Origin of the sequence: Hyphomicrobium sp. CS1BSMeth3 (genome assembly GCF_900117415.1) — a bacterium.
In the GTDB taxonomy this organism is placed as follows: domain Bacteria; phylum Pseudomonadota; class Alphaproteobacteria; order Rhizobiales; family Hyphomicrobiaceae.
Genome location: NZ_FPEI01000003.1, coordinates 476,874 through 500,322, shown reverse-complemented (window position 1 = coordinate 500,322; position 23,449 = coordinate 476,874). Strand labels below are relative to the sequence as shown.

24 protein-coding genes are annotated in these 23,449 nt (G+C 65.6%); 6 read left to right on the top strand and 18 right to left on the bottom strand.

Annotation, left to right across the window (positions count from 1 at the left end; translation table 11 throughout):
- Nucleotides 1-50 precede the first annotated feature (50 nt).
- From CS1BSM3_RS03940 to CS1BSM3_RS03920, 5 genes are all read right to left on the bottom strand, one after another.
- Entirely contained in the window at nt 51-260 is a 210-nt protein-coding gene (locus tag CS1BSM3_RS03940; protein ID WP_072385648.1) for a hypothetical protein, read from the bottom strand.
- 24 nt (nt 261-284) lie between these two features.
- Nucleotides 285-1,895, bottom strand: a complete 1,611-nt coding sequence (locus tag CS1BSM3_RS03935; protein WP_072385647.1) for a TRAP transporter large permease subunit — start codon at nt 1,893-1,895, stop codon at nt 285-287.
- Between the two features lie 38 nt (nt 1,896-1,933).
- A complete protein-coding gene (locus tag CS1BSM3_RS03930) occupies nt 1,934-2,482 on the bottom strand; it encodes a TRAP transporter small permease subunit (protein ID WP_072385646.1) in 549 nt (182 codons plus the stop codon).
- A 217-nt stretch (nt 2,483-2,699) separates the two neighbouring features.
- Entirely contained in the window at nt 2,700-3,395 is a 696-nt protein-coding gene (gph, locus tag CS1BSM3_RS03925; protein WP_072385645.1) for a phosphoglycolate phosphatase, read from the bottom strand.
- A complete protein-coding gene (locus tag CS1BSM3_RS03920) occupies nt 3,392-4,591 on the bottom strand; it encodes a phosphoglycerate kinase (RefSeq protein ID WP_072385644.1) in 1,200 nt (399 codons plus the stop codon). The genes gph and CS1BSM3_RS03920 overlap by 4 nt, the downstream gene beginning before the upstream one ends.
- Nucleotides 4,592-4,831: 240 nt before the next feature.
- On the opposite strand from CS1BSM3_RS03920, the gene map reads away from it, so the two are divergent.
- Nucleotides 4,832-5,659, top strand: a complete 828-nt coding sequence (gene map / locus CS1BSM3_RS03915; RefSeq protein ID WP_072385643.1) for a type I methionyl aminopeptidase — start codon at nt 4,832-4,834, stop codon at nt 5,657-5,659.
- Between the two features lie 32 nt (nt 5,660-5,691).
- A complete protein-coding gene (gene radC, locus CS1BSM3_RS03910) occupies nt 5,692-6,462 on the top strand; it encodes a RadC family protein (RefSeq protein ID WP_083528212.1) in 771 nt (256 codons plus the stop codon).
- On the opposite strand, the gene CS1BSM3_RS03905 is transcribed toward radC, so the two are convergent.
- Nucleotides 6,455-7,720, bottom strand: a complete 1,266-nt coding sequence (locus CS1BSM3_RS03905) for an MFS transporter (RefSeq protein WP_072385642.1) — start codon at nt 7,718-7,720, stop codon at nt 6,455-6,457. The genes radC and CS1BSM3_RS03905 overlap by 8 nt on opposite strands.
- Before the next feature lie 143 nt (nt 7,721-7,863).
- Here CS1BSM3_RS03905 and CS1BSM3_RS03900 point away from each other — a divergent pair, with 143 nt between their 5' ends.
- Nucleotides 7,864-8,583, top strand: coding sequence for an ArsR/SmtB family transcription factor (locus tag CS1BSM3_RS03900; RefSeq protein ID WP_072385641.1), 720 nt, complete (start codon nt 7,864-7,866; stop codon nt 8,581-8,583).
- Here the strand turns inward: CS1BSM3_RS03900 and CS1BSM3_RS03895 are convergent.
- From CS1BSM3_RS03895 to CS1BSM3_RS03840, 12 genes are all read right to left on the bottom strand, one after another.
- Nucleotides 8,580-10,475 carry an SGNH/GDSL hydrolase family protein gene (locus tag CS1BSM3_RS03895; protein WP_072385640.1) on the bottom strand — a complete coding sequence of 632 codons (1,896 nt, stop codon included), beginning with the start codon at nt 10,473-10,475 and terminating at the stop codon, nt 8,580-8,582. The genes CS1BSM3_RS03900 and CS1BSM3_RS03895 overlap by 4 nt on opposite strands.
- A gap of 54 nt (nt 10,476-10,529) precedes the next feature.
- Nucleotides 10,530-11,363 (bottom strand): squalene/phytoene synthase family protein, encoded by an 834-nt coding sequence (locus CS1BSM3_RS03890; protein ID WP_072385639.1) that lies wholly within the window; start codon nt 11,361-11,363, stop codon nt 10,530-10,532.
- Nucleotides 11,364-11,366: 3 nt separating this feature from the next.
- The gene (locus tag CS1BSM3_RS03885) at nt 11,367-11,969 is read right to left on the bottom strand and encodes a hypothetical protein (protein WP_072385638.1); all 603 of its coding nucleotides are present in this window, start codon (nt 11,967-11,969) and stop codon (nt 11,367-11,369) included.
- Nucleotides 11,970-12,046: 77 nt separating this feature from the next.
- Complete coding sequence (locus CS1BSM3_RS03880; protein WP_072385637.1) at nt 12,047-12,424, bottom strand: Mth938-like domain-containing protein; 378 nt, start codon at nt 12,422-12,424, stop codon at nt 12,047-12,049.
- Nucleotides 12,425-12,457: 33 nt separating this feature from the next.
- A complete protein-coding gene (secF, locus tag CS1BSM3_RS03875; RefSeq protein WP_072385636.1) occupies nt 12,458-13,420 on the bottom strand; it encodes a protein translocase subunit SecF in 963 nt (320 codons plus the stop codon).
- Between the two features lie 33 nt (nt 13,421-13,453).
- The gene (gene secD, locus CS1BSM3_RS03870; protein WP_072385635.1) at nt 13,454-15,079 is read right to left on the bottom strand and encodes a protein translocase subunit SecD; all 1,626 of its coding nucleotides are present in this window, start codon (nt 15,077-15,079) and stop codon (nt 13,454-13,456) included.
- Nucleotides 15,080-15,131: 52 nt separating this feature from the next.
- On the bottom strand, nt 15,132-15,455 hold the full coding sequence (gene yajC / locus CS1BSM3_RS03865) for a preprotein translocase subunit YajC (protein WP_072385634.1): 324 nt from the start codon (nt 15,453-15,455) through the stop codon (nt 15,132-15,134).
- Between the two features lie 169 nt (nt 15,456-15,624).
- Nucleotides 15,625-16,686 carry an SDR family oxidoreductase gene (locus CS1BSM3_RS03860; RefSeq protein WP_072385633.1) on the bottom strand — a complete coding sequence of 354 codons (1,062 nt, stop codon included), beginning with the start codon at nt 16,684-16,686 and terminating at the stop codon, nt 15,625-15,627.
- A 12-nt stretch (nt 16,687-16,698) separates the two neighbouring features.
- Nucleotides 16,699-18,006 (bottom strand): adenylosuccinate lyase, encoded by a 1,308-nt coding sequence (gene purB, locus CS1BSM3_RS03855; protein ID WP_072385632.1) that lies wholly within the window; start codon nt 18,004-18,006, stop codon nt 16,699-16,701.
- Nucleotides 18,007-18,116: 110 nt separating this feature from the next.
- The gene (locus tag CS1BSM3_RS03850; protein WP_072385631.1) at nt 18,117-19,052 is read right to left on the bottom strand and encodes a 3,5-dioxohexanoate:acetyl-CoA acetone transferase; all 936 of its coding nucleotides are present in this window, start codon (nt 19,050-19,052) and stop codon (nt 18,117-18,119) included.
- Between the two features lie 39 nt (nt 19,053-19,091).
- Nucleotides 19,092-20,273, bottom strand: coding sequence for a M20 aminoacylase family protein (locus tag CS1BSM3_RS03845; RefSeq protein WP_072385630.1), 1,182 nt, complete (start codon nt 20,271-20,273; stop codon nt 19,092-19,094).
- 79 nt (nt 20,274-20,352) lie between these two features.
- A complete protein-coding gene (locus CS1BSM3_RS03840; RefSeq protein ID WP_072385629.1) occupies nt 20,353-21,207 on the bottom strand; it encodes an ion transporter in 855 nt (284 codons plus the stop codon).
- A 164-nt stretch (nt 21,208-21,371) separates the two neighbouring features.
- Here CS1BSM3_RS03840 and CS1BSM3_RS03835 point away from each other — a divergent pair, with 164 nt between their 5' ends.
- The 3 genes from CS1BSM3_RS03835 to pgeF all read left to right on the top strand — a co-directional run bounded on the left by CS1BSM3_RS03835 (nt 21,372) and on the right by pgeF (nt 23,384).
- Nucleotides 21,372-22,184 carry a ComF family protein gene (locus CS1BSM3_RS03835; protein ID WP_072385628.1) on the top strand — a complete coding sequence of 271 codons (813 nt, stop codon included), beginning with the start codon at nt 21,372-21,374 and terminating at the stop codon, nt 22,182-22,184.
- A gap of 127 nt (nt 22,185-22,311) precedes the next feature.
- Nucleotides 22,312-22,569: a glutaredoxin 3 gene (gene grxC, locus CS1BSM3_RS03830; RefSeq protein WP_072385627.1), complete on the top strand. Its 258-nt coding sequence runs from the start codon at nt 22,312-22,314 to the stop codon at nt 22,567-22,569.
- Between the two features lie 41 nt (nt 22,570-22,610).
- Nucleotides 22,611-23,384: a peptidoglycan editing factor PgeF gene (gene pgeF / locus CS1BSM3_RS03825; protein WP_072385626.1), complete on the top strand. Its 774-nt coding sequence runs from the start codon at nt 22,611-22,613 to the stop codon at nt 23,382-23,384.
- Nucleotides 23,385-23,449 lie beyond the last annotated feature (65 nt).

Here is a 23,449-nt window from a genome sequence, read left to right as displayed (position 1 = left end):
GTTTCGACCGCCGGGCCGCTTTCGTTTTCAGGGGGCGTCCTGCGGCGCCCTCAATCCGTGACGCCTGATCCCCAGATGGTGAACGTGAGGCCGATCAGCAGCGACAGAATGCTGACGAGCATCATGCCTTCGATGACGGCGACGCTGCGGATCCTGCCGGGGCGCGTCTTGCGGTCGATAAGGAGATACATGGCGATCAGACTCAGCACCCAGACCACGAGGAAGGCGCCGCCGAGTTCCAGTTCGAGAATATTGGACATGTCCGCGTATCTGCCTGATGAAACCTACTTGCGCTTCGTGAAGCCCATGGGATCGTCGTCATCGATGGGGATGCCATCCTTGTCGAACTTGGGCTTGGTACCCTGCCGCTTGGTGAAGCCCATGGGGTCGTCGTCTTCGATGGGAATCCCATCCTCGTTGAACTTCGTCTTGCCGCCTTGAATTGGGCCTTTCGTGCTGCCCTGCTGGCCTCCGGCGGGCGCCGTCACGGCGGGCTTGGAGGCCTGGAACAGCGCCTTTGGCAGCCAGGTAGCCGTCGGCGGGAAGGCCCAGACGATACCGAGCACGAAGAGCTGCATCGTGACGTAGGGGATGGCGCCGAGCCAGATCGTCGCCGTCGACATGCTCGGCGGCGCAATCGAGCGCAGATAGAACAGCGTGAAACCGAAGGGCGGCGTCAGGAAGCTCGTCTGCAAGTTGATCGCGATCATGACGCCGAGCCAGACCGGATCGAGGCCGAGGATGATCAGCGGCGGCCCGCAGATCGGCAGCATGATCAGGATGATCTCGAAGGTGTCGAGGAAGAAGCCGAGGACGAACATGACCGCCATGACGGCGAGCATGGCGCCGAACGGCCCGCCGGGCACGTTCTTCAGGGCCTCCTCGACCATGTGCTCGCCGCCGAGGCCGCGGAACACGAGCGAGAACATGGATGCCGCGAGCACGATCGTGAAGATGATCGAGGTCGTCACCATCGTGTTGCGCGCTGCGTAGTAGATCATCTCGAACGACAGCTTGCGGTTCAGGCCCGCGAGGATGATCGCGCCGATTGCGCCCACGGATGCCGATTCCGTCGGTGTCGCGAAGCCGAGCAGGATGCTTCCGAGCACGGCGACGATCAGCAGGAGCGGTGGCACCAGCGCCGAGAAGACCCGCCGAGGAAGTCCCCTCCTCTGCTCGTCGGTCATCTGCAAGGCCGGCACGGTCTCGGGCTGGAAGATCGCCTTGTACGTGATCCACACGAGGTAGATCGCCACCATGATGAACCCCGGCACCAGCGCGCCCGCGAAAAGATCGCCGACGGAGATCGGGTCAGGCGTGAAGTTGCCCTTTTTGAGCTGCGCGGCCTGGTTCACGCCGGCGAGGATGTCGCCGATGAAGATGAGCACGGTCGACGGCGGAATGAGCTGCGCCATGGTGGACGAGGCGCAGATGGTTCCCGCGATAAGCCGCTTGTCGTAGCCCGCGCGCATCATGGCCGGGAGGCTGATGAGGCCCATGGTCACGACGGTTGCGCCGACGACGCCCGTCGAGGCGGCGAGCATGGCGCCCACCAGGATCACCGAGAACGCGAGGCCGCCACGCAGCTTGCCGAAGAGCTGGCCCATGGTGGTCAAAAGGGCTTCGGCGATGCCCGATCGTTCGAGCACCAGCCCCATGAATATGAACAAGGGCACGGCGACGAGCACCTCGTTCAACATGCTGCCCAGGTAGCGCGATGGCAGGCCGGCGAGGAACGAGTAGTCGAAGGTGCCGAACTGGTGGCCGATGAAGGCGAAGATCAGCGAGATGCCGGCCAGCGTGATTGCGATGGGATAGCCGATCAACAGCGTCCCGAGCACCGAGAGGAAGAGGAGAATGGAGAGAACGTCGCCGATATTCAGGTGGCTCAGCATGGGCAGGCTTCAATCCGATATCGTGAACGCAAGAGGGGTTACTCGCCGAGGCCGGAGACGGCGCGCGGCGGCGCCAGGTGACCCTGCCCGTTGAGGACGAGAATGCATCGACCGCAGATGGCGAGCCCTTGCAGGAACATGAGACCGGAAAAGGCCAGGATGATCGTCTTCATGACGTAGAGGCCGGGCATGCCGCCAACCTGGGAGGAGGTCTCGTAGAGCGCCCAGGAGTGCGTCACGTAGGGCCAGGCGAAGTAGGTCAGCAGGATGACCCAGGGAAAGAGAAACACCAGCGTCGAAAAGAGATCGAGCCAAGCCTGTTTCCTTGGGCTGGCCCGAGCGTAGAGGATGTCGACACGGACGTGCTTGTTGGCCATCAGCGTGTAGCCGGCGCCGAGCATGAAGGCTGCGGCGTGCGTCCACACGTAAAGCTCCTGCATCCAGACATAGCCGGTCTGGAGCGCATAGCGAATGAAGACGACGGTAGCGCAGATAATGACCGTCGCGAGCGTGAGCCAGGCGACGGTGCGGCCAACATAGTCATTTACGGCTTCGGCAAACCGCACGAAGCCGGCCAGCGCTCCCATCAGGGCTTCCCTCCCAAGTGTTTCTTGTCTGGATCGCTTTAGCGCTGTCTAGCAGCATATTATTGCGCGGAAAACCGCAAATATTGGGCACAATCGGCCGCAGGCTAGTGTCCCGATTCCGAAGTTCGCCTGACCTCGATGCTGGCGTCCCGTCGCTACCCCGCCGCGAGATCCGGCGAATTTCTCGATCATCACACTAGGCGGCCTGCCCCTCAGATCATGGTGATTTTACTGTAAGTTCGAGGTGCAGCAGCAGGTCAGGCATTCGGTCGATCACGAGATCGGCGCCAAGCTCGCCAACGGGGCCGTGGGGGTAGCCGTAGCTCACCGCGATGACCGGGCAGCCCGCCGCGCGCGCAGATCCGACGTCGGAGCGACTGTCGCCGATCAGCAGAGCCTCTTCAGGGCGTGCATCAAGGCCCGCCAGCACGGCGAGAAGCATGTCGGGGGCCGGCTTGCGGGGGAGGTCGTCGCGGGCGCCGATGACCGCCGAGAAGAAGCGCCTGATACCGAGGGCTTCGAGGGCGATATCGGTGATCGGCGCGGCCTTGTTCGTGCATAGGCCGAGGGGGAGAGCGTGGTCTGTCAGGGCGGTCAGCGTCTCCATGACGCCGGGATAGAGGCCGTTCCCCTTCTTCGAGACCTCGGCATAGACCTCGTAGAACGCGGCGAGCGTCGCCTTGAACGTTGTGTCGTCGATCTCCCTATTGCGGCTCGCCAGAGCACGCTTGAGCGCAACGGCTGCCCCGCCGCCCACAAAACCCTGAACCTCGCTCAGCGGGAACGGCGCGAGGCCGATCCCGTCCACGGCCGCGTTGAGCGCGCTCCTGATTTCGGGCGCGCTGTCGACCAGCGTGCCATCGAGATCGAAGACGATCGCCTTCGGCGCGAACTTCCTTATAGCGGCGCTCATCGGGCGAGGGCCGCCACACCTGGCAGCTCGCGGCCCTCAAGCCATTCGAGGAAAGCGCCGCCGGCTGTCGAGACGTAGGTGAAATCGTCGGTGACGCCGGCCGCATTGAGGGCCGCGACCGTATCGCCACCGCCCGCTACGGATACGAGCTTGCCGGCCTTGGTCATGGCGGCCGCCTGCCGCGCGAGCGCGAAAGTGCCCTCGCCGAACGGGGCAATCTCGAACGCCCCGAGCGGACCGTTCCAGAGCAGCGTGCGACATCCGTCGATAACTTTGGAAAGACGCGCGATGGACTTCGGCCCGACATCGAGGACCATTTGATCCGCCGGGATCGCCGTTACATCGACGACGCGGCTCGCCGCGCCAGCCTTGAATTCGGCCGCGACCACGCCATCGACCGGCAGCACGATCGTGCAGCCCTTGGCGGCCGCAGCGTCCATGATCTCGCGCGCCGTTCCGATCAGATCCGGCTCGGCGAGCGACTTTCCGATGGCGTGTCCCTGCGCCAGCAGGAAGGTATTGGCCATGCCGCCGCCGATGATCAGGTGGTCGACCTTGGCCATGAGGTTGGTGAGAACGGGGATCTTGGTCGAGACTTTGGCGCCGCCGACCACCGCTGCTGTCGGACGCTTGGGATGCTCGAGCGCCGTCCTCAATGCGTTGATCTCCTCCATGAGGAGCGGGCCGGCGTAGGAGGGCAGCAGGCGCGTGATGGCGTCGGTCGAGGCATGGGCGCGGTGGGCGCAGGAGAAGGCATCGCCGACGAAGATGTCACCGAGCTTTGCCAGCTCCGCTGCGAGCTCGGGGTCGTTCTTTTCCTCGCCCTTGTGGAAGCGCAGGTTCTCGAGCACCAGGATGCCGCCATTGGCGAGGCCGGCGACCGCCTTCGCGGCCACCTCGCCGACGCAGTCCTCGGCGAAGGCCACAGGTCGGCCCAGAGCGGCGCCAAGAGCTTCGGCCACCGGCTTCAAGGACATCTCGGGCACCCGCGCGCCCTTGGGGCGCCCGAAATGCGAGAGGACGATCACCTTGGCCCCGCGGTCGGCGAGGTCCGCAAGCCCAGGCACGAGTCGCGTCAGCCGGGTCGCGTCCGTGACACGCCCGTCGGCAACCGGCACGTTGAGGTCCGCCCTGACGAGCACCCGCTTGCCGGCCACATCGAGCCCCGCCGTCGTTTTCAGTTTGTCGAGTTGCATGGTTACTCTGTCCGCGCTCGTCCTGATTTTCCTCCCCTCCCGCTCGGCGGGGAGTGGGTTTGGCGACCGCATGCCATGCCGGGCCGCGTTTACGCAACCGCTACGCACGGCTGATAGCCTCAGCACGCGGATTGCACGACGGCCACGATCGATTACATTGAGTGGCAAATGGTGCGGGTTTCAGTTCTTGCCCGGCCAACGGGCTCGTTTCCGCCGCGAAAGCCAGTTACAGGTCTCAGAATGTCCAATCTCGAATACGCGCGCGCTCAGTCGCGGCGCGACGGCCAGATCCCCCTCCACGGGCCCGAGGCGTTCGCCGGCATGCGCCAGGCGGGGCAGCTCGCGGCCGCAGCCCTCGACATGCTCACGGCCTTCGTGAAGCCGGGCGTGACGACGGAGCGTCTCGACGATCTCGCCTTCGAGTTCGCGATGGATCACAGGGCGATCCCGGCGCCGCTCAATTACCGGGGTTTCACCAAATCCATCTGTACGTCGGTCAATCATGTCGTCTGCCACGGCATTCCGGGGCCGAAGCCGCTGCGCGAAGGCGACATCCTCAATATCGACGTGACGCTGATCGTCGATGGCTGGCACGGCGACACGAGCCGCATGTACGGCGTCGGCGAGATCTCGCGCAAGGCCGAGCGGCTGATCGAGGTGACCTACGAGGCGCTCATGCGAGGCGTCGCCGCGGTAAAGCCCGGCCATACGACCGGCCACATCGGTGCGGCCATTCAGGCTTATGCGGAAGGCGAGCGCTGCAGCGTCGTGCGCGATTTCTGCGGCCATGGCCTCGGCCGCCTCTTCCACGACCGGCCCAACATCCTCCACTACGGCACCAAGGGCGAGGGGCCCGTGCTGAAGCCTGGAATGCTCTTCACCATCGAGCCGATGATCAACCTCGGCAAGTCCACGGTGAAGATCCTCCCCGACGGCTGGACGGCCGTCACGCGCGACCGCGAGCTCTCGGCCCAGTTCGAGCACACGGTCGGCGTTACCGAGGAAGGCTGCGAGGTCTTCACCTACTCGCCTGCGGGCCTCCACTGTCCGCCCTACAAGGTCGACTGACGCGGGCGCGATCGGCGAGAGGGGGCTCACCGATGGCACGCCGCAGCAAGACAACCCCACCTGCTGTTTCGGCTGAGGAAGGCAATGAGGGGCAATCCCAGGGCGTGCTCTGGGAGGCCGCAGTTACAGCGACACCGCATCATGTCGGCCATCGCAAGCGCTTGCGCGACCGCTTCCGTAAGGGCGGGGCCGATGCGCTGCCGGACTATGAGCTGATCGAGATGATCCTCTTTCGCGCGTTGCCGCAGGGGGATACCAAGCCGCTCGCCAAGGCGCTGCTCGCCCGGTTCGGATCATTTCCCGAGGTGATCAACGCGTCCGAGGCGCGCTTGCGTGAGGTAGCCGGCGTCGGCGAGCGCGTGGTCGACGAGCTGAAGCTCGTCCGTGCTGCGGCACTGCGGCTCATGCAAAGCCAGATCACCGGCCGAACGGTCCTCGGCTCGTGGCAGGCCGTGCTCGACTACCTCAGGGCCGCTCAGGGCTTTGACGAGAAAGAGCTGTTCCGCATCCTCTTTCTCGACAAGCGCAACCAGTTGGTCGCCGACGAGGTCCAGCAGACCGGCACGGTCGATCACACGCCCGTCTACATCCGCGAGGTCGTCAAGCGGGCGCTCGAGCTTTCGGCCTCTGCGCTCATTCTTGTGCACAATCACCCCTCGGGCGATCCGACGCCTTCCGCGGCGGACATCGACATGACGCGGCAGATTGTCGATGCGGCGCGTCCGCTCGGCGTGCAGGTGCACGACCACATCATCGTCGGGCGCAGCGGCTACTTCAGCATGAAGGGCAAGCGGATTATCTAGGCTTGCGTCCCGCGAGCATGGCGAGGATCGCGAGGCCCTGGAATACTGCGGCCGCGATGAACACCCATGGCGCCGCCCCCGCGTTCGCTCCCTCGATCGGTGGCGTCAGCTCGCGGATGAGGCCGAACGCTGCCGGCGCGAACGCGTAGGTCGCCTGTCCGATGGCAACCATGAGCGCCACCACGCGAAGGACTTCCTCCTTTACGAACTCGACCTGGGCGATCAGCGGCGGCAGCGACGTCGCATTGCCGAAGCCGATGCCGAACAGGGCGATCCCGGTCAGCAGCAGCGCGACATTCGTGCCGCCCGCCGCGAGAAAGGCGAGCGATCCAGCGAGCTGCATCCCATAGCCGAGACAGGAGATCACGCGACGATCGGCACCGATGGGCATGAGCCAGCCGAGCAGCGTGCGTCCGGCCACCGCCATCACGGTCACGAATGCCATGGCAAAGCCGGCGCGCTGGGCGCCGAAAGCCGGCAGCAGCAGCGAGAAGAGGTGCGTGATCAGGCCGAGCTGCGCGAACAGTCCGAGCGCCATGCCTGCGGTCAGCGTCAGGAACGTTCGGTCCCGCCAGAGCAGCGCACCCGGCAGCGGGCGGGCGTGCTGAGAGGTGACGTTGACCGGGGCTTTGCCCACTGCGTCACCGTCGGGTGCGAGGCCCATTTGGTCCGGCGTGCGCGCAAACAGCGTTGCCGAGATCACGCCTACGGTCACCACTGCCGTCAGCCCGATGGCGGCTGCAGCAAGAGGGAAGCCGAGAAAGCTGATCGCCGCCACCCACAGCGGTGAGAAGAGGATGCCGCCAACACTGCCGCCGTTGTAGGCCATGCCGAGGGCTGCCGGTCGCGCGCGCACGAACCACGGGGCGATGATGGCGTTGATGGCGGCTGCGCTGGAGGCGCTCCAGCCGGCGCCGCTGACAGCGGCCGCAATGAAGAGCTGCCATGGCTCGGCCGCCAGCGCCCAGCCGATCAGCCCGAGCGACAGTGCGAGCACGCCGATCTGCGTGAAGCGCGCGAGACCGAACCTCGCGTGCAGCGACGGGAGCCGAGCCGCGAGCGCCGCGCCAACCAGATAGTGCAGCGTGATCGCCGCGGAGATCAGTCCGAGCGGCCATCCGCGCGTCTCATGCAGGACGCCGAGGAAGACCGGCGGCCCATAGAATCCGAGGCCCCAGCCGAACACGGCGAGCACGAAGGCGCCGGCCGTTACCCACCAGCCGAAAAACGTGCCACGGGAGGCGGAGGAAGAGGACATTGCCGGGTGCCCACGCTCATGATGCTTTTGATGCTTTTCGGCCCGCACTTTGCCCCCGCGCAGGTTCCGTTGCTACGATCGTGATCGAACCATCCGGGATTTGTCCCGCGCGAGAGTATGCGCGGCAACAAGGAGGAGGCACCATGCCCAGTACAGCCAAGCTCGCATCCGTTGCGGCTCTCCTCGGCGATCCGGCGCGTGCCGCCATGCTGCAGGCCATGATGGATGGGCGCGCACTTACGGCCACCGAGCTTGCCGGTGCCGCAGGTATCACGCCGCAGACGGCGAGCAGCCATCTCGCGCGGCTGACCGGCGCCGGCCTGCTCGCCATGGAGAAACAGGGGCGCCATCGCTATCATCGCCTCGCCACCCCCGCGATGGCGCGCCTTCTCGAAAGTCTGATGCACGTCGCGGCGGAGACCGAGCCGCCGCGCCGCGCTGTCGTTACTGGCCCACGCGACGTCGCACTCAGGGCCGCGCGCACCTGCTACGATCATCTCGCCGGACGCCTCGGCGTGGCGATCGCGGACGCGCTTGTTGCGGCAGGGCACATCGAACTGGACAGCGAGGCCGGCATCGTTACCCCATCGGGTCTCGCGTTGTTCGAGCATATCGGCATCGATGTCGCTCATGTTGCGACGATCGGAGACGAGAAGCGGCGTCGCATTCTCTGTCGCCCATGCCTCGACTGGAGCGAGCGCCGGCCGCACATTGCCGGCAAACTCGGCGCGGCCCTTTGCCGGCTCAGCATCGATCGTGGCTGGGTGCGCCGCGTGGAGGGATCAAGAGCCCTCGTGATCACGCCGAAGGGACAGCGCGCCTTTCGCGAGACGCTCGGCGTGCAGCCCGACTACTCGAACTAGTTCGACTGTGCGGCATACTTGGCCAGCACGCGCCGTGCCTCGACCACGACCGCATCGGCCATGGCGGCCTGGCCCTCGGCCGTCGGATGGAAGGCGCCCGAGTAGATGCTGGCCAGCAGGAGCTGGAATGAGGTGAAGCCCTGCAGCTTCAGGACCTTCTGGATGAGCGACTCGCTCACGTGGAAGTTCCCTGTCATGAAGGCGTCATTGGGCGTGCGGAACCAGCGCTGGCGCGGCACATAGGCCTGCCAGTCCGCGGGATTGAATGGCTCCCACCTGCGCCCCGTCCAGCGCGGCAGGCGAAGATCGTCGGCGATGCTGAAGGCGTGCTCCGTGTAGCCGGCGCAGATGCCGCGCCCGCGGAACTGCTCACGGTGGCTCGAGACGTAGGTCCAGCCATTCTGCTTGCTCGTGTCCTCCATGACGGCATCGAGCCGTTCGCCGGCGGCCATGGATTCGCGGGCCCGGTTCTCGCTCAGCACGAAATCCGGCGTGACTGTCATGCCGGCGCGCCCGTCGGGACAGATCTGGCGGCCGTCCGGGAGCAGCGCGAGGCTCGGATAGGCGACCAGCATAACGCGATCGGCTTCGGCCCAGGGCACGTGCAGCAGGCCGTGAACGGCGCGCTTCAAGGACAGCAGGCGCGCCTCGAGACCGTCGAGCAGATCGGAGGCCGCGAGGAAGCCGTGCACTTGTCCGAACCAGCCGCCGAGGCTTCTGAGCGAGGACTGGTCAGAGAGCACGGCGTTGGCGAGCAGGCGCGCGAAACCGATGTCGTTGCCGCCGACGGAGACGAGGACGAGATCGATCTTGCGGGCTTCCTCACTGTCGCAGCGGCGCATGACGAGGCCACCCTTCAGCTCGGGAATGCGCCCGCGCATGTGATACGCCTCGGGAAGCTCGACCTCCTGGGCGCGATTGGGGCCGCACTGGGCCTGCGCAATAGCGGAAAGCTGCGATAGATCGGGCGGGTTCGGCACCCACTCATGGCCTTTGTAGCGGCGGAAGAGCCCATCCACGATCTCCGCGCCCGAGCACGCATAGCCGATGAACGTCACCGCGCGGTGCGGATCCTCGATTGCCAACTGCAGGGCCGCGCGAAGCTGGTGCGAATAGAGCGAGCGGTGGCAGGCCTGGTCGATCCAGCGCGCATTGTTCTTGATGAAGGCGGAATCGCCGATCGAGCGCCACGGGCCGACGCGGGCCGGGTAGCCCGCAAGCGGCTCGCCTCCGAAGCCCACACTGCCGTAGTCGGCGCGCCGTTCGCGCGAGAAGCGCACAGGCACATCCGGGTTGCCTTCGCCCGAGGCGAAGCTGTCACCCATGGCGACAACGAGCAGGTCGTTGACCTTGGCATTCGTCGCGGCGATCTCGCGGCCGCCGATCTCGACGGTGACGCGTGCGCCTGCCGGATAGGGAACGGAGAGCGTGACAGGCTCATCGCAGCGCGCCGTGACCGAGCCGCCGAGGCCGCCGCGCGCGAGCGGCGCCGTCAGCCACGTGCAATCGATGCGATCGGCATCTGGCACGTCGCGCAGCGTCAGGAGCACGCGATGTGCGCGAGGATGCAGGTAGTCGGTGGCATTCCGGCAGCCATAGCGGTTGCGCTCGGTCGACCAGCAGAGATGGTCCATCATCCCCGCAGCCCATCCATCTCCCGGATGGCGCCGCGCCAGGGCCCGCTCGGCGGCGAGCACCGGCGTAGTGCGCTCGGCTTCTCCAAGATCCTGGTAGGTCGCGCGATGGACCTCGGTGTCGGAGGGGCGCGTGAACAGCCGGAAGGGGTTCTCGACGCGCCAGGTGATGCGCGGCTCGGCGATTGCCGCGCCCGTGTGGAGAGTGAGCAGGGCGAGGACTGCGCCGAGCGCGCCGAGCACGACGCGCGGCACCATGCCCCGACCCATCCGCGTGCTCAGGTACCGGCGTGATCCCATGGCCTCACCAGATCAAAGACGTCCGCGCGCGTGCGCCCACGTGATGCGGAGCAGGCGGCCGATCCGCGTTTGCTCGGCCGGCTCCGCGCCGCGATGCTTCGACCATGCTTCTAAGGCCTGCAAGTTGGGCCTAACCATGGCCAGGGGCAGGAAGGGCAGGCGCTGCAACCGTGACATCTTCGCGAGTTGCGGTCTGATATCTGCTAGAGCCGCCCGCGCGAGGTCGCTCAGGGACCCGATTGCTGCCATGAGTTGCGGATTGTCGCGAGCGCCGTGCACGAGGTCTTCGTCGGCCAGCAAAGTCCGGGGTATCGGAAGGCGGGCAGCGCCCTCGGCAGGGAAGTGCAAGAGCGCGCGTGAGAGGCCATAGGCCAGGCCGGCGGCGCGCGTGATATGCCACATGTCCCCGCTTTCAGGGACACCGCTTATGCGTGCTGCCAGCCGGAAGAGCCCGCCTTCGCCGGCTGCCATATGGTTGCGCAGTGCATCCTCGTCCGCGGGCCGGTCGCCATGCAGCGCATCGGCGTGCGAGTTGATCACGGCCTCGATGATCTCGGCCGGCAAGGCGTGACGTGCGATCGCCGCGCGCATGGCCATGGCGACCGGATGGCCCGCTGCGGCATTGCCGTCCGATTTGGCAAGGGCGTCGCGCCACCATTGCAGGCGGATCTCTCCGGCGAGCGCCTCGCGCACCTGCGTTGGGATGTTGTCGAGCTCCGCCGCGAAGGCCGCGAGTGCAATGAGATCGTAGCGCAGGGCCTCGGGGGCCAGTGTCGCGGCGAAGTAGCGGTCCGGCTCGCGTGCGACGGCGCCATCCCTCAGCGCAGCGAGCGGCACCTCGACCATGGCTTAAAAAAGGTGCGCGGCGGCGACCATGAGGACGGTCACCGGGATCGCCAGCAGCAGATTGGCACGCGCATAAAGTGCAACTTTGGCCCGCGCCGCAGCCTTGGCCTCGGCATTGGCGGCCTTCTCGCCGAGCACGATCTGCAGGTTCGGCCAGATGATCATGTGCACGAAGACCCACATGGCGACAGCACCGGCGGCGGCGCCCCACAGCAGCAGAGCTTTGGTCATGGACATGTGGAACTGCGCGCCGAACACCCAAGGGGACAGAAGATAGCCCGTCGGCAACAGCAGCAGCGCGCCGGAGAGCAGCACCAGGTGCGACGTGTGGCGGAAGATCGTCGCGACGTGCGGCACCACGAGGCGAAAGAGCGTGGCGCGCCCGTGGTCGTCGGCTGCGACCACCGCCGGATGCTGCACGAAATTGACGAACCAGATCATGCCGACCCAGATGATCGCCGCGACGACGTGGATCGCGCGGAGCACGAATGAGGTAAAGCCGAGCGCATCGACGCGCTCCACGGCGATCCCCACCGCGATGGCCGCGAGTGCGAGCACGATGCCGGCAAGAAGCGCGTTGCGGGCACTCGAGAGCAGAGCGTTCATGAGCAGCTCCTGGCAGTCAGCAGCCAGATAGAACACGATTCAAGGGCAGTACGGAAGCGTGGGCGGGAGAGGCGGCCTCATTCGACGGCGATCAGAGCGGCCCCGACCGGCCGGCCTTCTGCGAGCAGGACATTATACGTCCGGCAGGCCGCGCCCGTATCCATGGGCTCGATGCGGATGCCGGCCTCGCGCAATCCCGCACGCAGGGCCACTGACGGCATCAGAAATTCGCGCCCCGTGCCGAGCAGCAGCAACTCGATGCCTGCCGGCTCTGCGAGCAGCAGCGCGAAATCGTCGAGCGTGAGACCTTCCGCACTCGTCGGCGTCCAGCCGAGGATTGCTTCGCCGAGACAGAGGAGGGAGCCGCGATGGCTCATGCCGGCAAAGCGAAATCCGCCGTTGCCGTAGGCCTCGATCGGCGCCCGGCCAGGATATCGGGGTGGCGCGGTCTGCATGAGCCGCACTCCTGCCGCTTGGGCCGGCGGAGGCTAGCTGCGCGCGCTTGCAGCAGCTTTCTCCGACCCGGTGACGGTCTCACTCTTGATGCCGAAGATCTCGAGGATCGGCGCGGCGATGTAGATCGACGAGTAGGTGCCGATCAGGACGCCCATGAGCATGGCGAGCGTGAAGTACCGCAGCACCGAGCCGCCGAAAATGAACAGCGACATCAAGACGACGATCGTCGTGAAGCCTGTCAAAATCGTGCGCGAGAGCGTTTCGTTGATGGACAGATTGAGAAGCTCGCGAAGCTCCATGCGCTTGTACCGGCGCAAGTTCTCGCGAATGCGGTCCGAGATCACGACCGTGTCGTTGACCGAGTAGCCGAGAATGGTGAGCAGCGCGGCCACAATGCCCAGATCGAACTCGAGCTGGAACAGCGAGAATATGCCGACGACGACGAGCACGTCGTGCACGAGTGCGATGATGGTCCCCACGGCGAACTGCCATTCGAATCGGAACCACACATACGCGATGATCGCGAGAATGGCGCACACCACGGCGATAAAGCCCGTCCGACGAAGCTCGGCTGAGACAGCGGGGCCCACGACCTCGACGCGGCGCTGCACGTAGTCGTCGCCAAGGGCGCCGAGCACCTTTTTCATGGCGGCCTGCTGCTCTTCCTCGCCGCCCGGCTGCTGCTCCAGGCGGATCAGCACGTCATTCGATGCGCCGAATGCCTGGATCTGGACATCACCGACGCCGAGGCCGCTGAGCTGATTGCGCATGGACTGGATATTCGCCGGGGCGCCGGACTTCGTCTGCACCTCGAGCATGGTGCCGCCCTTGAAGTCCACGCCGTAATTGAGGCCCATCGTGAAGAGGAGGATCACGCAGGCGACCATGGTCGCCACGGAGGTCCAGAAGCAGGCCTGCCAATGGCGCATGAAATCGATCCGCGTATTGTGCGGAAAGAAGTCGAAGCCTTTGAATTTCGGTATCAGGCGCATCATGGCAGAGCCTTTCGAGCGATCGACGGCGCGCGACTAGATCGGGACTTCGATGCGGCCGGACTTGGCGCGCTCGCTGCGCAGCCACAGCGCGGCCAGAAGGCGCGTCACCGTGATCGCCGTGAAGATGGACGTGAAGATGCCGATCGTAAGCGTCACGGCAAACCCTCGGATCGGTCCCGAACCCAGCCAGAACATGATGATCGCCGCAGCGAATGTCGTGAGCTGGCTGTCGAGAATGGTCGTACTCGCCCGGGTGAAGCCCGAATCTATCGCGCTCACCGCGGATTTGCCGGCGCGTATTTCCTCGCGGATGCGCTCGTAGATGATCACGTTGGCGTCGACGGCCATGCCGACGGTGAGCACCAGGCCGGCGATACCCGGCAAGGTCAATGTCGTGCCCACGGCGGACATCAGCGCGACGACCATGATGCCGTTCACGACCAGGGCCAGGGCGGCGAATATGCCGAAGGTGCCGTAGGCGAAGGTCACCAAGAGAATGGTGGTCAGGCCGCCGACGATCGACGCCATTTTGCCGGCAGCGATCGAATCTGCGCCGAGCGATGGGCCGACGGTGCGCTCTTCAGCGATGGTCAGCTTGACGGGCAACGCGCCCGACCTGAGCTGAACGGCCAGCGTATTGGCGCTTTCGACTGTGAAGCTCCCGGAAATCTGGCCGGAGCCGCCGAGAATGGGCTCGCGGATCACGGGTGCCGAAAGCACCTTGTCGTCGAGCACGATCGCGAATGGCCGGCCCACATTGTCCTGCGTGAAGCGGGCGAACCGGCGCGCCCCCGCCTGGTCGAAGCGGAAGGAGATGATCGGCTCGTTCGTGCGCTGGTCGAACGCGGGCTGGGCATCGACGAGGTTCTCACCCGGGACGACCGGGGTCTCGCGCAGGAGGTACGCGGCGCCCTGCTCGTCGCCGCGCTCGCTGCCGGGATAGATGCGGTACCCAGGCGGAATGCGCCCCTGCCGCGCCTCTTCGGCGGTCATTGTCGGGTGCACTTCGTGAAAGGACAGCTTGGCGGTCTGGCCGAGCAGATCCTTCAGAACCTTCGTATCCGTGAGGCCGGGGTACTGAACGAGAATGCGGTCGGCGCCCTGGCGAACCACAGTCGATTCCGACGTGCCCAAGGCATTGATGCGCCGGTTGACAGTCTCGATGGCTGCGCCGGCGGCGTGGACGACGCGCTGCTGCAGGCCCGGCGGGGTTGGCGCCAGAAGAATGGTGCCGCCTTCGCCCTTCGTGATCGCGAGATCCTCGCCGCTGGTGCCGAGCACGGCGCTGCCGAGCGGCTGGATGAGCTTGCGCAGCTCGCGCACGGCCGCGTCCGCTTCCTCGGGCTTGGCGAGGCGTACCTGTACCTGATTGTTCACGATGCCGACGCCGGTCGGGAAGATCTTGGCATCGCGGAGCGTACGGCGGGCATCATCGCGGAGCGTCTGCAGCCACTCGCGCCTCAGCTCCTCGGTATCCATGGCGAGCAGCAGATGTGCGCCGCCCTGCAGGTCGAGGCCAAGCGGCATCTGCTTCGTCGGCAGGAACCGCGGCCAGGATGCGAGCTGCTCCTTGGTGAACAGGTTAGGCAAGGCGAACAGGATGCTCACAAGACAGGTGAGCAGAACCGCGATCATCTTGAGGCGCGAAAAATGCAGCATCTCGTTCCCGGACCTCTAATTGAAGGCGCGGCGGGCCGTCGCGGGGAGCATGTCAGCCCGCTTTGGCGACCTCGCCCTTGACCCGCACCTCGGCGACCGTGCCGCGCATGAGGCGGACGCGGGTGTTCTCGGCGATCTCGACCTCGATCTCGGCCTCGCCCTCTTTCACGCGCGTTACCTTGCCAATGATGCCGCCGCCCGTCACTACCACGTCCCCGCGACGGATGTTCGCGACCATATCCCGGTGCTGCTTCACACGCTGCTGCTGCGGGCGCAGGAGCAGGAAGTAGAAGATGACGAACATCAGCAGGATCGGCAGCAACTGAATCATGAAGTCGCTGCCGCCGGCTTGAGCGTAGACCAGAGAAGTGGACATGCGCGCTATTCCCAGGGGTCGTGATGGCTGAACGGGGGCGAGGATAGGCTTCCGTCGGTCGCGCCCGCTTCCATCGACCGTCCGCCGTGATTTCGGGCCGGACTATAGTGTTCCCGCCCTCGTTTGCAACCAAATCCGCCGCGAAAGTGCCGCAGCAACCGGGGGTAGATCAGGGCAGCAGGCGCGCCTCGCGATAGCGCTGCAGATGGGCCAGGATGCGAGCTTCCGTGTCGATCGTATCGTGGAAGCCGGCGAGCCGGCTCTTCGTCATGCTCGAGACGACATCATGCTCGAGACCCCAGAGAAAATCCCCGAAGTTCCAGGTGACCACCGCCTCCATGGGCTGCGCGACGAGGTTGTGGTGTTTGACGATCGTTTCCCAGAGCGGGCCCTTGTCGGCCATCCACCGACCGAGGTTCAACGGGCGCGGACTGCCGCATTCGAGGCCATAGAGCCGCGCGATTTTCGGCCAGAGCCGCGACCAGCGGAATAGGGCGCCATCCGTCACATTGAAAGGCTCGTTGCGGGCTGCGGACGCGGTTGCCATCCATTTCATGCCGCGGGCGAGCTGTGTCGCGTCCGTCGCCTCCATGAGCGCGTCGTAGCAGGCGGGCTTGCCGGGAAAATCGAGCGGCAGGCCAAGTTCGGCGCAGATGCCCGCCCAGGCGCCAATAAGCGGGACGAGATTGCGCGGCCGCTCGGGGGCGAAGTCATAGAGGAAACCGGGCCGCGACGCAGACCACGTCCAGCGCTTGCCTTCGGCGCGCCCGCTCAGCAGGTCCTGCTGATCGTAGTAGAAGTTCGGCGGCATGTGCCGCGGGTCATCCTCATGGGCGGGCAGGCGCATGGCGCCGAGGTGCATGCCGTACCACTTGGTGCCTTCCACGAGATGCACGTGCTGGAGGCCCGGGCAGGCAGCTTCGGCCCCGTCGAGCAGGTTCTGCAACATGGCGCGATTGCCGGCCACGTCCTCGACGCCGACGCTCGCGTCCGAGAATTGCGCGCGGGCGGTGTAGAAGAGGTGCGTCGCCTGCGGTGTGCGCGCCAGGGCGAGGCGCGTGCTCGCGGCATCGGTGAGATCGCAGGCGATGTAGGTCAGGCGCTCGCGCTTCAGAGCGGGCGGGCGGCGGCAGAGGCCGACGACTTCCCAGGCCGGATCGGCGAGCAGAACTTCGACGAGGCGCTTCGCGGCGGCGCCCGTAGCGCCGGCAATGACAGCCACATGCTGCACTGTGCCCGCTCCCTATGCCGCGCCGAACACGCGCTTGAAGATCGTGTCGACGTGCTTGAGGTGGTAGGCGTCATCGAACATGGCTTCGAGGTCGGCAGCCTTGAGAAGCGCCGTGACGTCCTTGTCGGCCTTGAGGCTCGCGAGGAAATCGGCGCCCGTTTCCCAGGTCTTCATGGCATTGCGCTGGACGAGCGCATAGGCATCCTCGCGCGAGGCACCGGCCTGCGTGAGCGCCAGCAGCACGCGCTGCGAATTGTGCAGGCCGCCGAGCTTGTCGAGGTTCTTGCGCATGTTCTCGGGGTAGACGACGAGCTTCTCGACGACGCCGGCGAGGCGGTTCAGCGCGAAGTCGAGTGTGATGGTCGCATCGGGGCCGATGAAGCGCTCGACGGAGGAGTGCGAGATGTCGCGCTCGTGCCAGAGCGCCACGTTCTCGAGTGCCGGGGTCGCGAACGAGCGCACCATGCGGGCGAGGCCCGTCAGGTTCTCGGTCAGCACAGGATTGCGCTTGTGCGGCATGGCCGAGGAGCCCTTCTGCCCCGGCGAGAAGTATTCCTCGGCCTCGAGCACCTCCGTGCGCTGGAGATGGCGGATCTCGGTCGCCAGCCGCTCGATGGAGGATGCGATCACCGCGAGCGTCGCGAAGTACATGGCGTGGCGGTCGCGCGGGATGACCTGCGTCGAGACGGGCTCGGGCGTCAGGCCCATGGACTTCGCGACGTACGCCTCGATCGAAGGATCGATGTTGGCGAACGTGCCGACGGCGCCCGAGAGCGCGCAGGTCGCGATCTCCTTGCGCGCCGCGACGAGGCGTTCACGCCCGCGCGCGAACTCGGCATAGGCAATGGCGAGTTTCACCCCGAAGGTCGTCGGTTCGGCATGAATGCCGTGGCTGCGGCCGATGGTGATCGTGCTCTTGTGCTCCAGGGCGCGCTTCTTGAGCGCCGCCAGAACGCGGTCCATGTCAGCGAGCAGGATGTCGCTCGCCCGCACGAGCTGCACATTGAGGCAGGTGTCCAGCACGTCCGACGAGGTCATGCCCTGGTGGACGAAGCGCGCATCCGGTCCGACGTGCTCGGCGAGGTGCGTGAGGAAGGCGATAACGTCGTGCTTCGTGACCGCCTCGATCTCGTCGATGCGGGCGACGTCGAACTTGGCCTTGCTGCCCTTGTCCCAGATGACCTTGGCGGCCTCCCTGGGCACGATGCCGAGCTCGGCCATGGCGGTAGCCGCGTGCGCCTCGATCTCGAACCAGATTCGAAAGCGGGTCTCGGGCTCCCAGATCGCCCTCATCTCGGGGCGGGAGTAGCGCGGGATCATCGGCGGCCTCTGGATTTGTCTGTTACGGCGCAGACTTAGCAGAAGCGCCGACCGCCATCAATGCGGCCGGCGCGTCATGTCGTTGAGAACGGTTAGGAGCTTGTCGGGGCTCAGAAATCGACCTTGTCGCCGCCCTTGAGGCTCAGGATCTCGCGGGCTTCGTCGGCCGACGCGATCTCGAGGCCGAGCCCTTCGATGATCTGGCGCACCTTCGTGACCTGCTCGGCATTGGACTTGGCGAGCTTGCCGGGGCCGATCCAGAGGCTGTCCTCCATACCGACGCGCACGTTGCCGCCCATGGCCGCGGCCATGGCGGCAGTGGGGAGCTGATTGCGGCCGGCACCGAGCACACTCCAGCGGTACTGGTCACCGAAAAGGCGGTCGGCCGTCCGCTTCATCATGACCACGTCCTCGTAGTGCGGGCCGATGCCGCCGAGGATGCCGAAGACCGACTGGATGAAGAATGGCGGCTTGATGATGCCGCGGTCGGCGAAGTGGCGCAGCGTGTACAGATGGCCGATGTCGTAGCACTCGACCTCGAAGCGCGAGCCGTTCGCCGCGCAGGTCGTCAGGATGTACTCGATATCGGCGAACGTGTTCTTGAAGAAGCCGGCGCGCGAACCTTCGAGATAGGGCTTCTCCCAGTCGTACTTGAACTCTTTCTGACGCTCGAGCATCGGGTACAGGCCGAAGTTCATCGTCCCCATGTTGAGCGAGGCGACCTCGGGCTTGAAGGTTGCGGCCGGGCGCACGCGCTCCTCGATGGTCATGGTCATGGCGCCGCCGGTGGTGATGTTCACCACGCAGTTCGAGCGCTGCTTGATCACCTTCAGGAACGGCGCGAACGCCTCGGTCGACTGGTCGGGCCGGCCGTCCTTCGGATCGCGCGCGTGCAGATGCACGACGGCGGCGCCGGCCTCTGCCGCGCCGATCGCCGCGTCCGCGATCTCCTCCGCCGTGATGGGTAGGTGCGGCGACATGGAGGGCGTGTGAATGGAGCCGGTGACGGCACAGGTGATGATGACTTTGCGGGATGCCTTGGCCATGGGAGCGTTTCCGATCTCGTTTCTTGAAATATTGACGTCTCAGCCGGCGCCGAGGCGGCCGAGCTTGGCTTCGACGAGGCGCGCATAGAGCGCCGAGCCGAGCGGCAGGATCTCGTCATTGAACTGGTAGGCAGGATTGTGCACGGGCACGCTCGTCGGTGTGCCGAGCCCGCCATTGCCGATATTGATGTAGGCGCCCTTGCACTTCTCGAGCATGAAGGAGAAGTCCTCGGATGCCATGATGAGCCCGCGATTGCGCTCGACGTCGGCGGCACCGACCAGCTCCACCGCGCGATCGGCCACGAAGGCGGTTTCCTTCTCGTCATTGACGAGCGGCGCGAACTTCACGTCGAAGTTCACTTCCGCAGTCGCGCCGAAGGCTGCAGCCGTATTGGCGGCCGTGCGCTTCATGGCCTTCTCGACCTGCGCCATGATCTCGTTGGAGAACGTGCGTACCGTGCCGCGGATGGTCGCGGTCTGCGGAATGACGTTGTAGGCGTCGCCGGAATGGATGGCCGTGCAGCTCACGACGGCGGTCGCGGTCGGCGTGACATTGCGCGAGACGATCGCCTGCAGGGACGTGACGATGTGGCTCGCGACCAGCACCGGATCGACGGACTCCTCAGGCCGCGCGCCGTGCGAGCCGCGCCCGGTGATGTCGATGTCGAAGAAGGCGCCGCCCGCCATCATCGCGCCGGGGCGGATCGCGAACTTGCCGACTTCGAGCCCTGGCGTGTTGTGCATTCCGAAGACACTGTCGCAGGGAAAGCGGTCGAACAGCTTGTCCTCGAGCATGGCGAGCGCGCCGCCGATGCCCTCCTCGGCCGGCTGGAAAATGAAGTAGACCGTGCCGTCGAAGTTTTTCGTCTCGGCGAGGTAGCGCGCGGCGCCGAGCAGCATGGTCGTGTGGCCGTCGTGACCACAGGCGTGCATCACGCCGGGTTTCGTGGATTTGTAGGGAACGTCCGCGATCTCGTCGATCGGCAGCGCATCCATATCGCAGCGAAGGCCGATCGTCGGCCCGTTGCCCGTCTGCAGGACGCCGACAACGCCCGTCTTGCCCACATTCCGATGCACCGTGACGCCGAACTCGCCGAGCTTCTTGGCGACGAAATCGCTCGTGCGGTGCTCGTCGAAGCCGAGCTCGGGATGGGCGTGCAGATCGCGCCGCCAGGCGGTGAGGTCTTTGTGATAGGCCTTGATCTTCTCGGGGATCTGCATTGCTCAGGCTCGCTCCTCGGGATCGCAATGCGCGTACTCTAAGCCCTTGCCGCGCGATGGCAAGGGCGCCCGGCAGGCGCTATCCGCCGGGCTTTACCATGCTCTTCAGTGACGAGATTTCCGCCCTGAGCGAGCGGATCTCCTGCACGAGCATGTCGTGCTGATGCGTTTGCTGCCGGGCGTCGGCATGGAGTGTCACGGCATCCTTGTGCAGCATCTCCGTGTCCTCCTTCGCGGCCTCCTCCATAGCGTTGACAATGATCGCGATGAACAGATTGAGCACCGCGAAGGTCACCATCAGGATGAAGGGAATGAAGAAGAGCCACGCATAGGGGTACACCTTCATGATCGGGCGCACGGCACCATCGGCCCAGTTCTCGAGCGTCATGATCTGGAAGAGCGTGAAGAGTGAGCGCCCGAGGTTCCCGAACAGCTCGTCGAAGTCGCTGCCGAAGAGTTTCGTCGCCATCACGGCGGCGATGTAGAAGAGGATCGCCAGGAGCGCCATGACGGCACCGAGCGAGGGAATGGCGCGCAGCAGTCCCTCCACCACGCGCCGCATGGCCGGCACGACCGAGATGATGCGCATCGCGCGCAGAATGCGCAGCGCGCGCATGACCGAGAGCCCGCCGCCCATGGGCAGCAGGGCGATGCCGACGATCGTGAAATCGAAGACGTTCCAGGGATCCCGGAAGTAGCTGAGCCGGTAGGCGATCAGCTTCGCCGAGATCTCCAGGACGAAGATCACCAGGGCCACATTGTCGATGATCGCGAGGAATGGGCCGATCCGCTCCTGGACCATCGGGATGGTCTCGAGGCCGAGGCCGATCGCGTTGATCACGATGACGAGGATGATGAAGTTCTGGAACCAGCCGGCTTCGACGACACGCTTGAGCCAGGACGACTCGCTGGCGGGATTTTCGATCGACGTCATGGCCACCCCCCTGACGCTGTTGGGAAATTGCGGCGCAACATCTTCTCGAATAGTGCCTTTGGCAAGGCCGCCGCGTGCTGCGATGTGCGAAGGCGTGATCTGCTGCGCAATTTCGGGCTCTTCGGGCTATCATCGCCCGGCCTGGAGAGGGCGGCGGGGCAGTCATGACAGACGTCAACGATATCGGCTCAGCAGATGCCGACCGGCGCGAGGGGGCGCTCGACGCGATCCGGCGTCGCCTCGGTGCGGCGTTCGGGGCTGTCGGCAACACCCTGGCACCTTCGCTCTGCCTCGCCTGTCACAATCGCACGGCGGCACACGATGCGCTCTGCTCGGGCTGCTGGCAGCAAGTGACCTTCATCACGCCGCCGCTGTGCCACCGGCTGGGCTTGCCCCTGTCGTTCGGCGGCGATGGCCCGCAGATTTCGGCAGCAGCGGCAGCCGATCCCCCGCCCTACGACCGGGCTCGTGCCGCTGCCGTCTTCGATGGTGTCATCCGCGAGCTCATTCACGGCTTCAAGTATGCCGACCGGCACGAGGTGCGCCGCCTGCTGGCACGTTGGATGAGTGGCGCCGGCACCGAGCTTCTCGCAGACGCGCACCTCATTGTTCCCGTGCCCATGACGCGCTGGCGCCTCATGCGGCGTCAGTTCAACCAGGCAGCCCTGCTGGCGCGTGAGATCTCGCGGCTGAGCGGTGTCCCGTTCGATCCATTCGCTCTTACCAAGACCAAAAGCACGCCGACGCAGGTCGGCTCGAGCGCGTCCCAGCGGGCGGCAAACGTGGCAGGAGCTTTTGCGGTGAGCCGCGCCGCGCGCGACCGCGTGGCCGGCCGCAATGTCATCGTTATCGACGACGTCATCACCACGGGGGCCACGGTCGGTGCGTGCGCCCGTGCGCTCCGAGCTGCCGGCGCCGCGCGCATCGATGTGCTGGCAGCGGCCATGGTCGCCGACCCGCGCCGGGTCGATCTCTGAGCGACTTCAAGGGGTGAGCTTTGCATCCGGCGTCATGCTGTACAGCGTTGAGCGTCGCTCCCGCTCTATGTGGCGGCGCACTACATTCGTGCTGTTACTCGCCTGATTCTCGGGAGTTCTCCTGCTCATGCCCAAGGTGGTCATCTATACAAGGGACTGGTGCGGATACTGCGATGCCGCCCGCCGGCTGCTCACGTCCAAGAACGTGCCCTTCGAGGAGATCAATCTCACCGGCAAGCCTGCTGAGCGTGAGGAGCTGGTCGAGATGGCCGGCGGGCAGACGACCGTGCCGCAGATCTTCATCGGCGATACACACGTCGGCGGTTGCGACGATCTCTATGCTCTGGATCATGCCGGGAGGCTCGACCCGTTGCTCGCGGACTGATATCCGATTGCGGAGCGGATGATCTGACCATCGGGACGACAATGCTTCAGCCGATCCAATCGGAAGCGCTCGGGGCGCGCGGCCGTATCGCGCATGGCTTCTTCGGCCGGCAGGGCGGCGTGTCGGAGGGCATTTACGCGGCACTGAACTGCGGGCTCGGGTCGAAGGATGCGCGCGATATGGTCGGCGAGAACCGCCGCCGTGTAGCCCAGCATCTCGGTGTCGCTCCTGCTCACCTGCTCACCGCCCATCAGCATCACAGTGCCGATGCCGTCGTGGTTACCGAGCCCTGGACTTTCGACACCATGCCCAAGGCCGATGCCTTGGTTACCGCGACGCCGGGCATAGCCCTGGGCGCGCTCGCGGCCGATTGCGCCCCGGTCCTCTTCGCCGATGCGGAAGCGGGCGTCGTCGCTGCAGCGCACGCGGGCTGGAAGGGCGCGCTCCACGGCGTGCTCGAATCGGCTGTCGCGACCATGGAGAGGCTTGGCGCTCGCCGCGCGCGGATTGCAGCGGTGCTCGGCCCCTGCATTGGCCCGACGGCCTACGAGGTCGGCCCCGAGTTCGAGGCCAATTTCATCGCGCAATCATCGGAGTATAAGCGCTTTTTCGAGAGACCATCAGCGGGCGCACGACCATACTTCGATCTGCCCGCGTTTGTGCTGCATCGCCTTGGGGCCATGGGCCTTGGTGCTGTCGAGAGCCAAACACGTTGCACGTATGGTCATTCCGATGATTTCTTTAGCTACCGCCGCACCACGCATCGCCGCGAGCCTGACTACGGACGCCAAATATCCGCCATCGTACTGCTCTAGTTTTTCCACAGTTTCCCCATCAACTGCCGACTAAGTCGTGAGTCAGAAACAGGAAACCTCGAGCC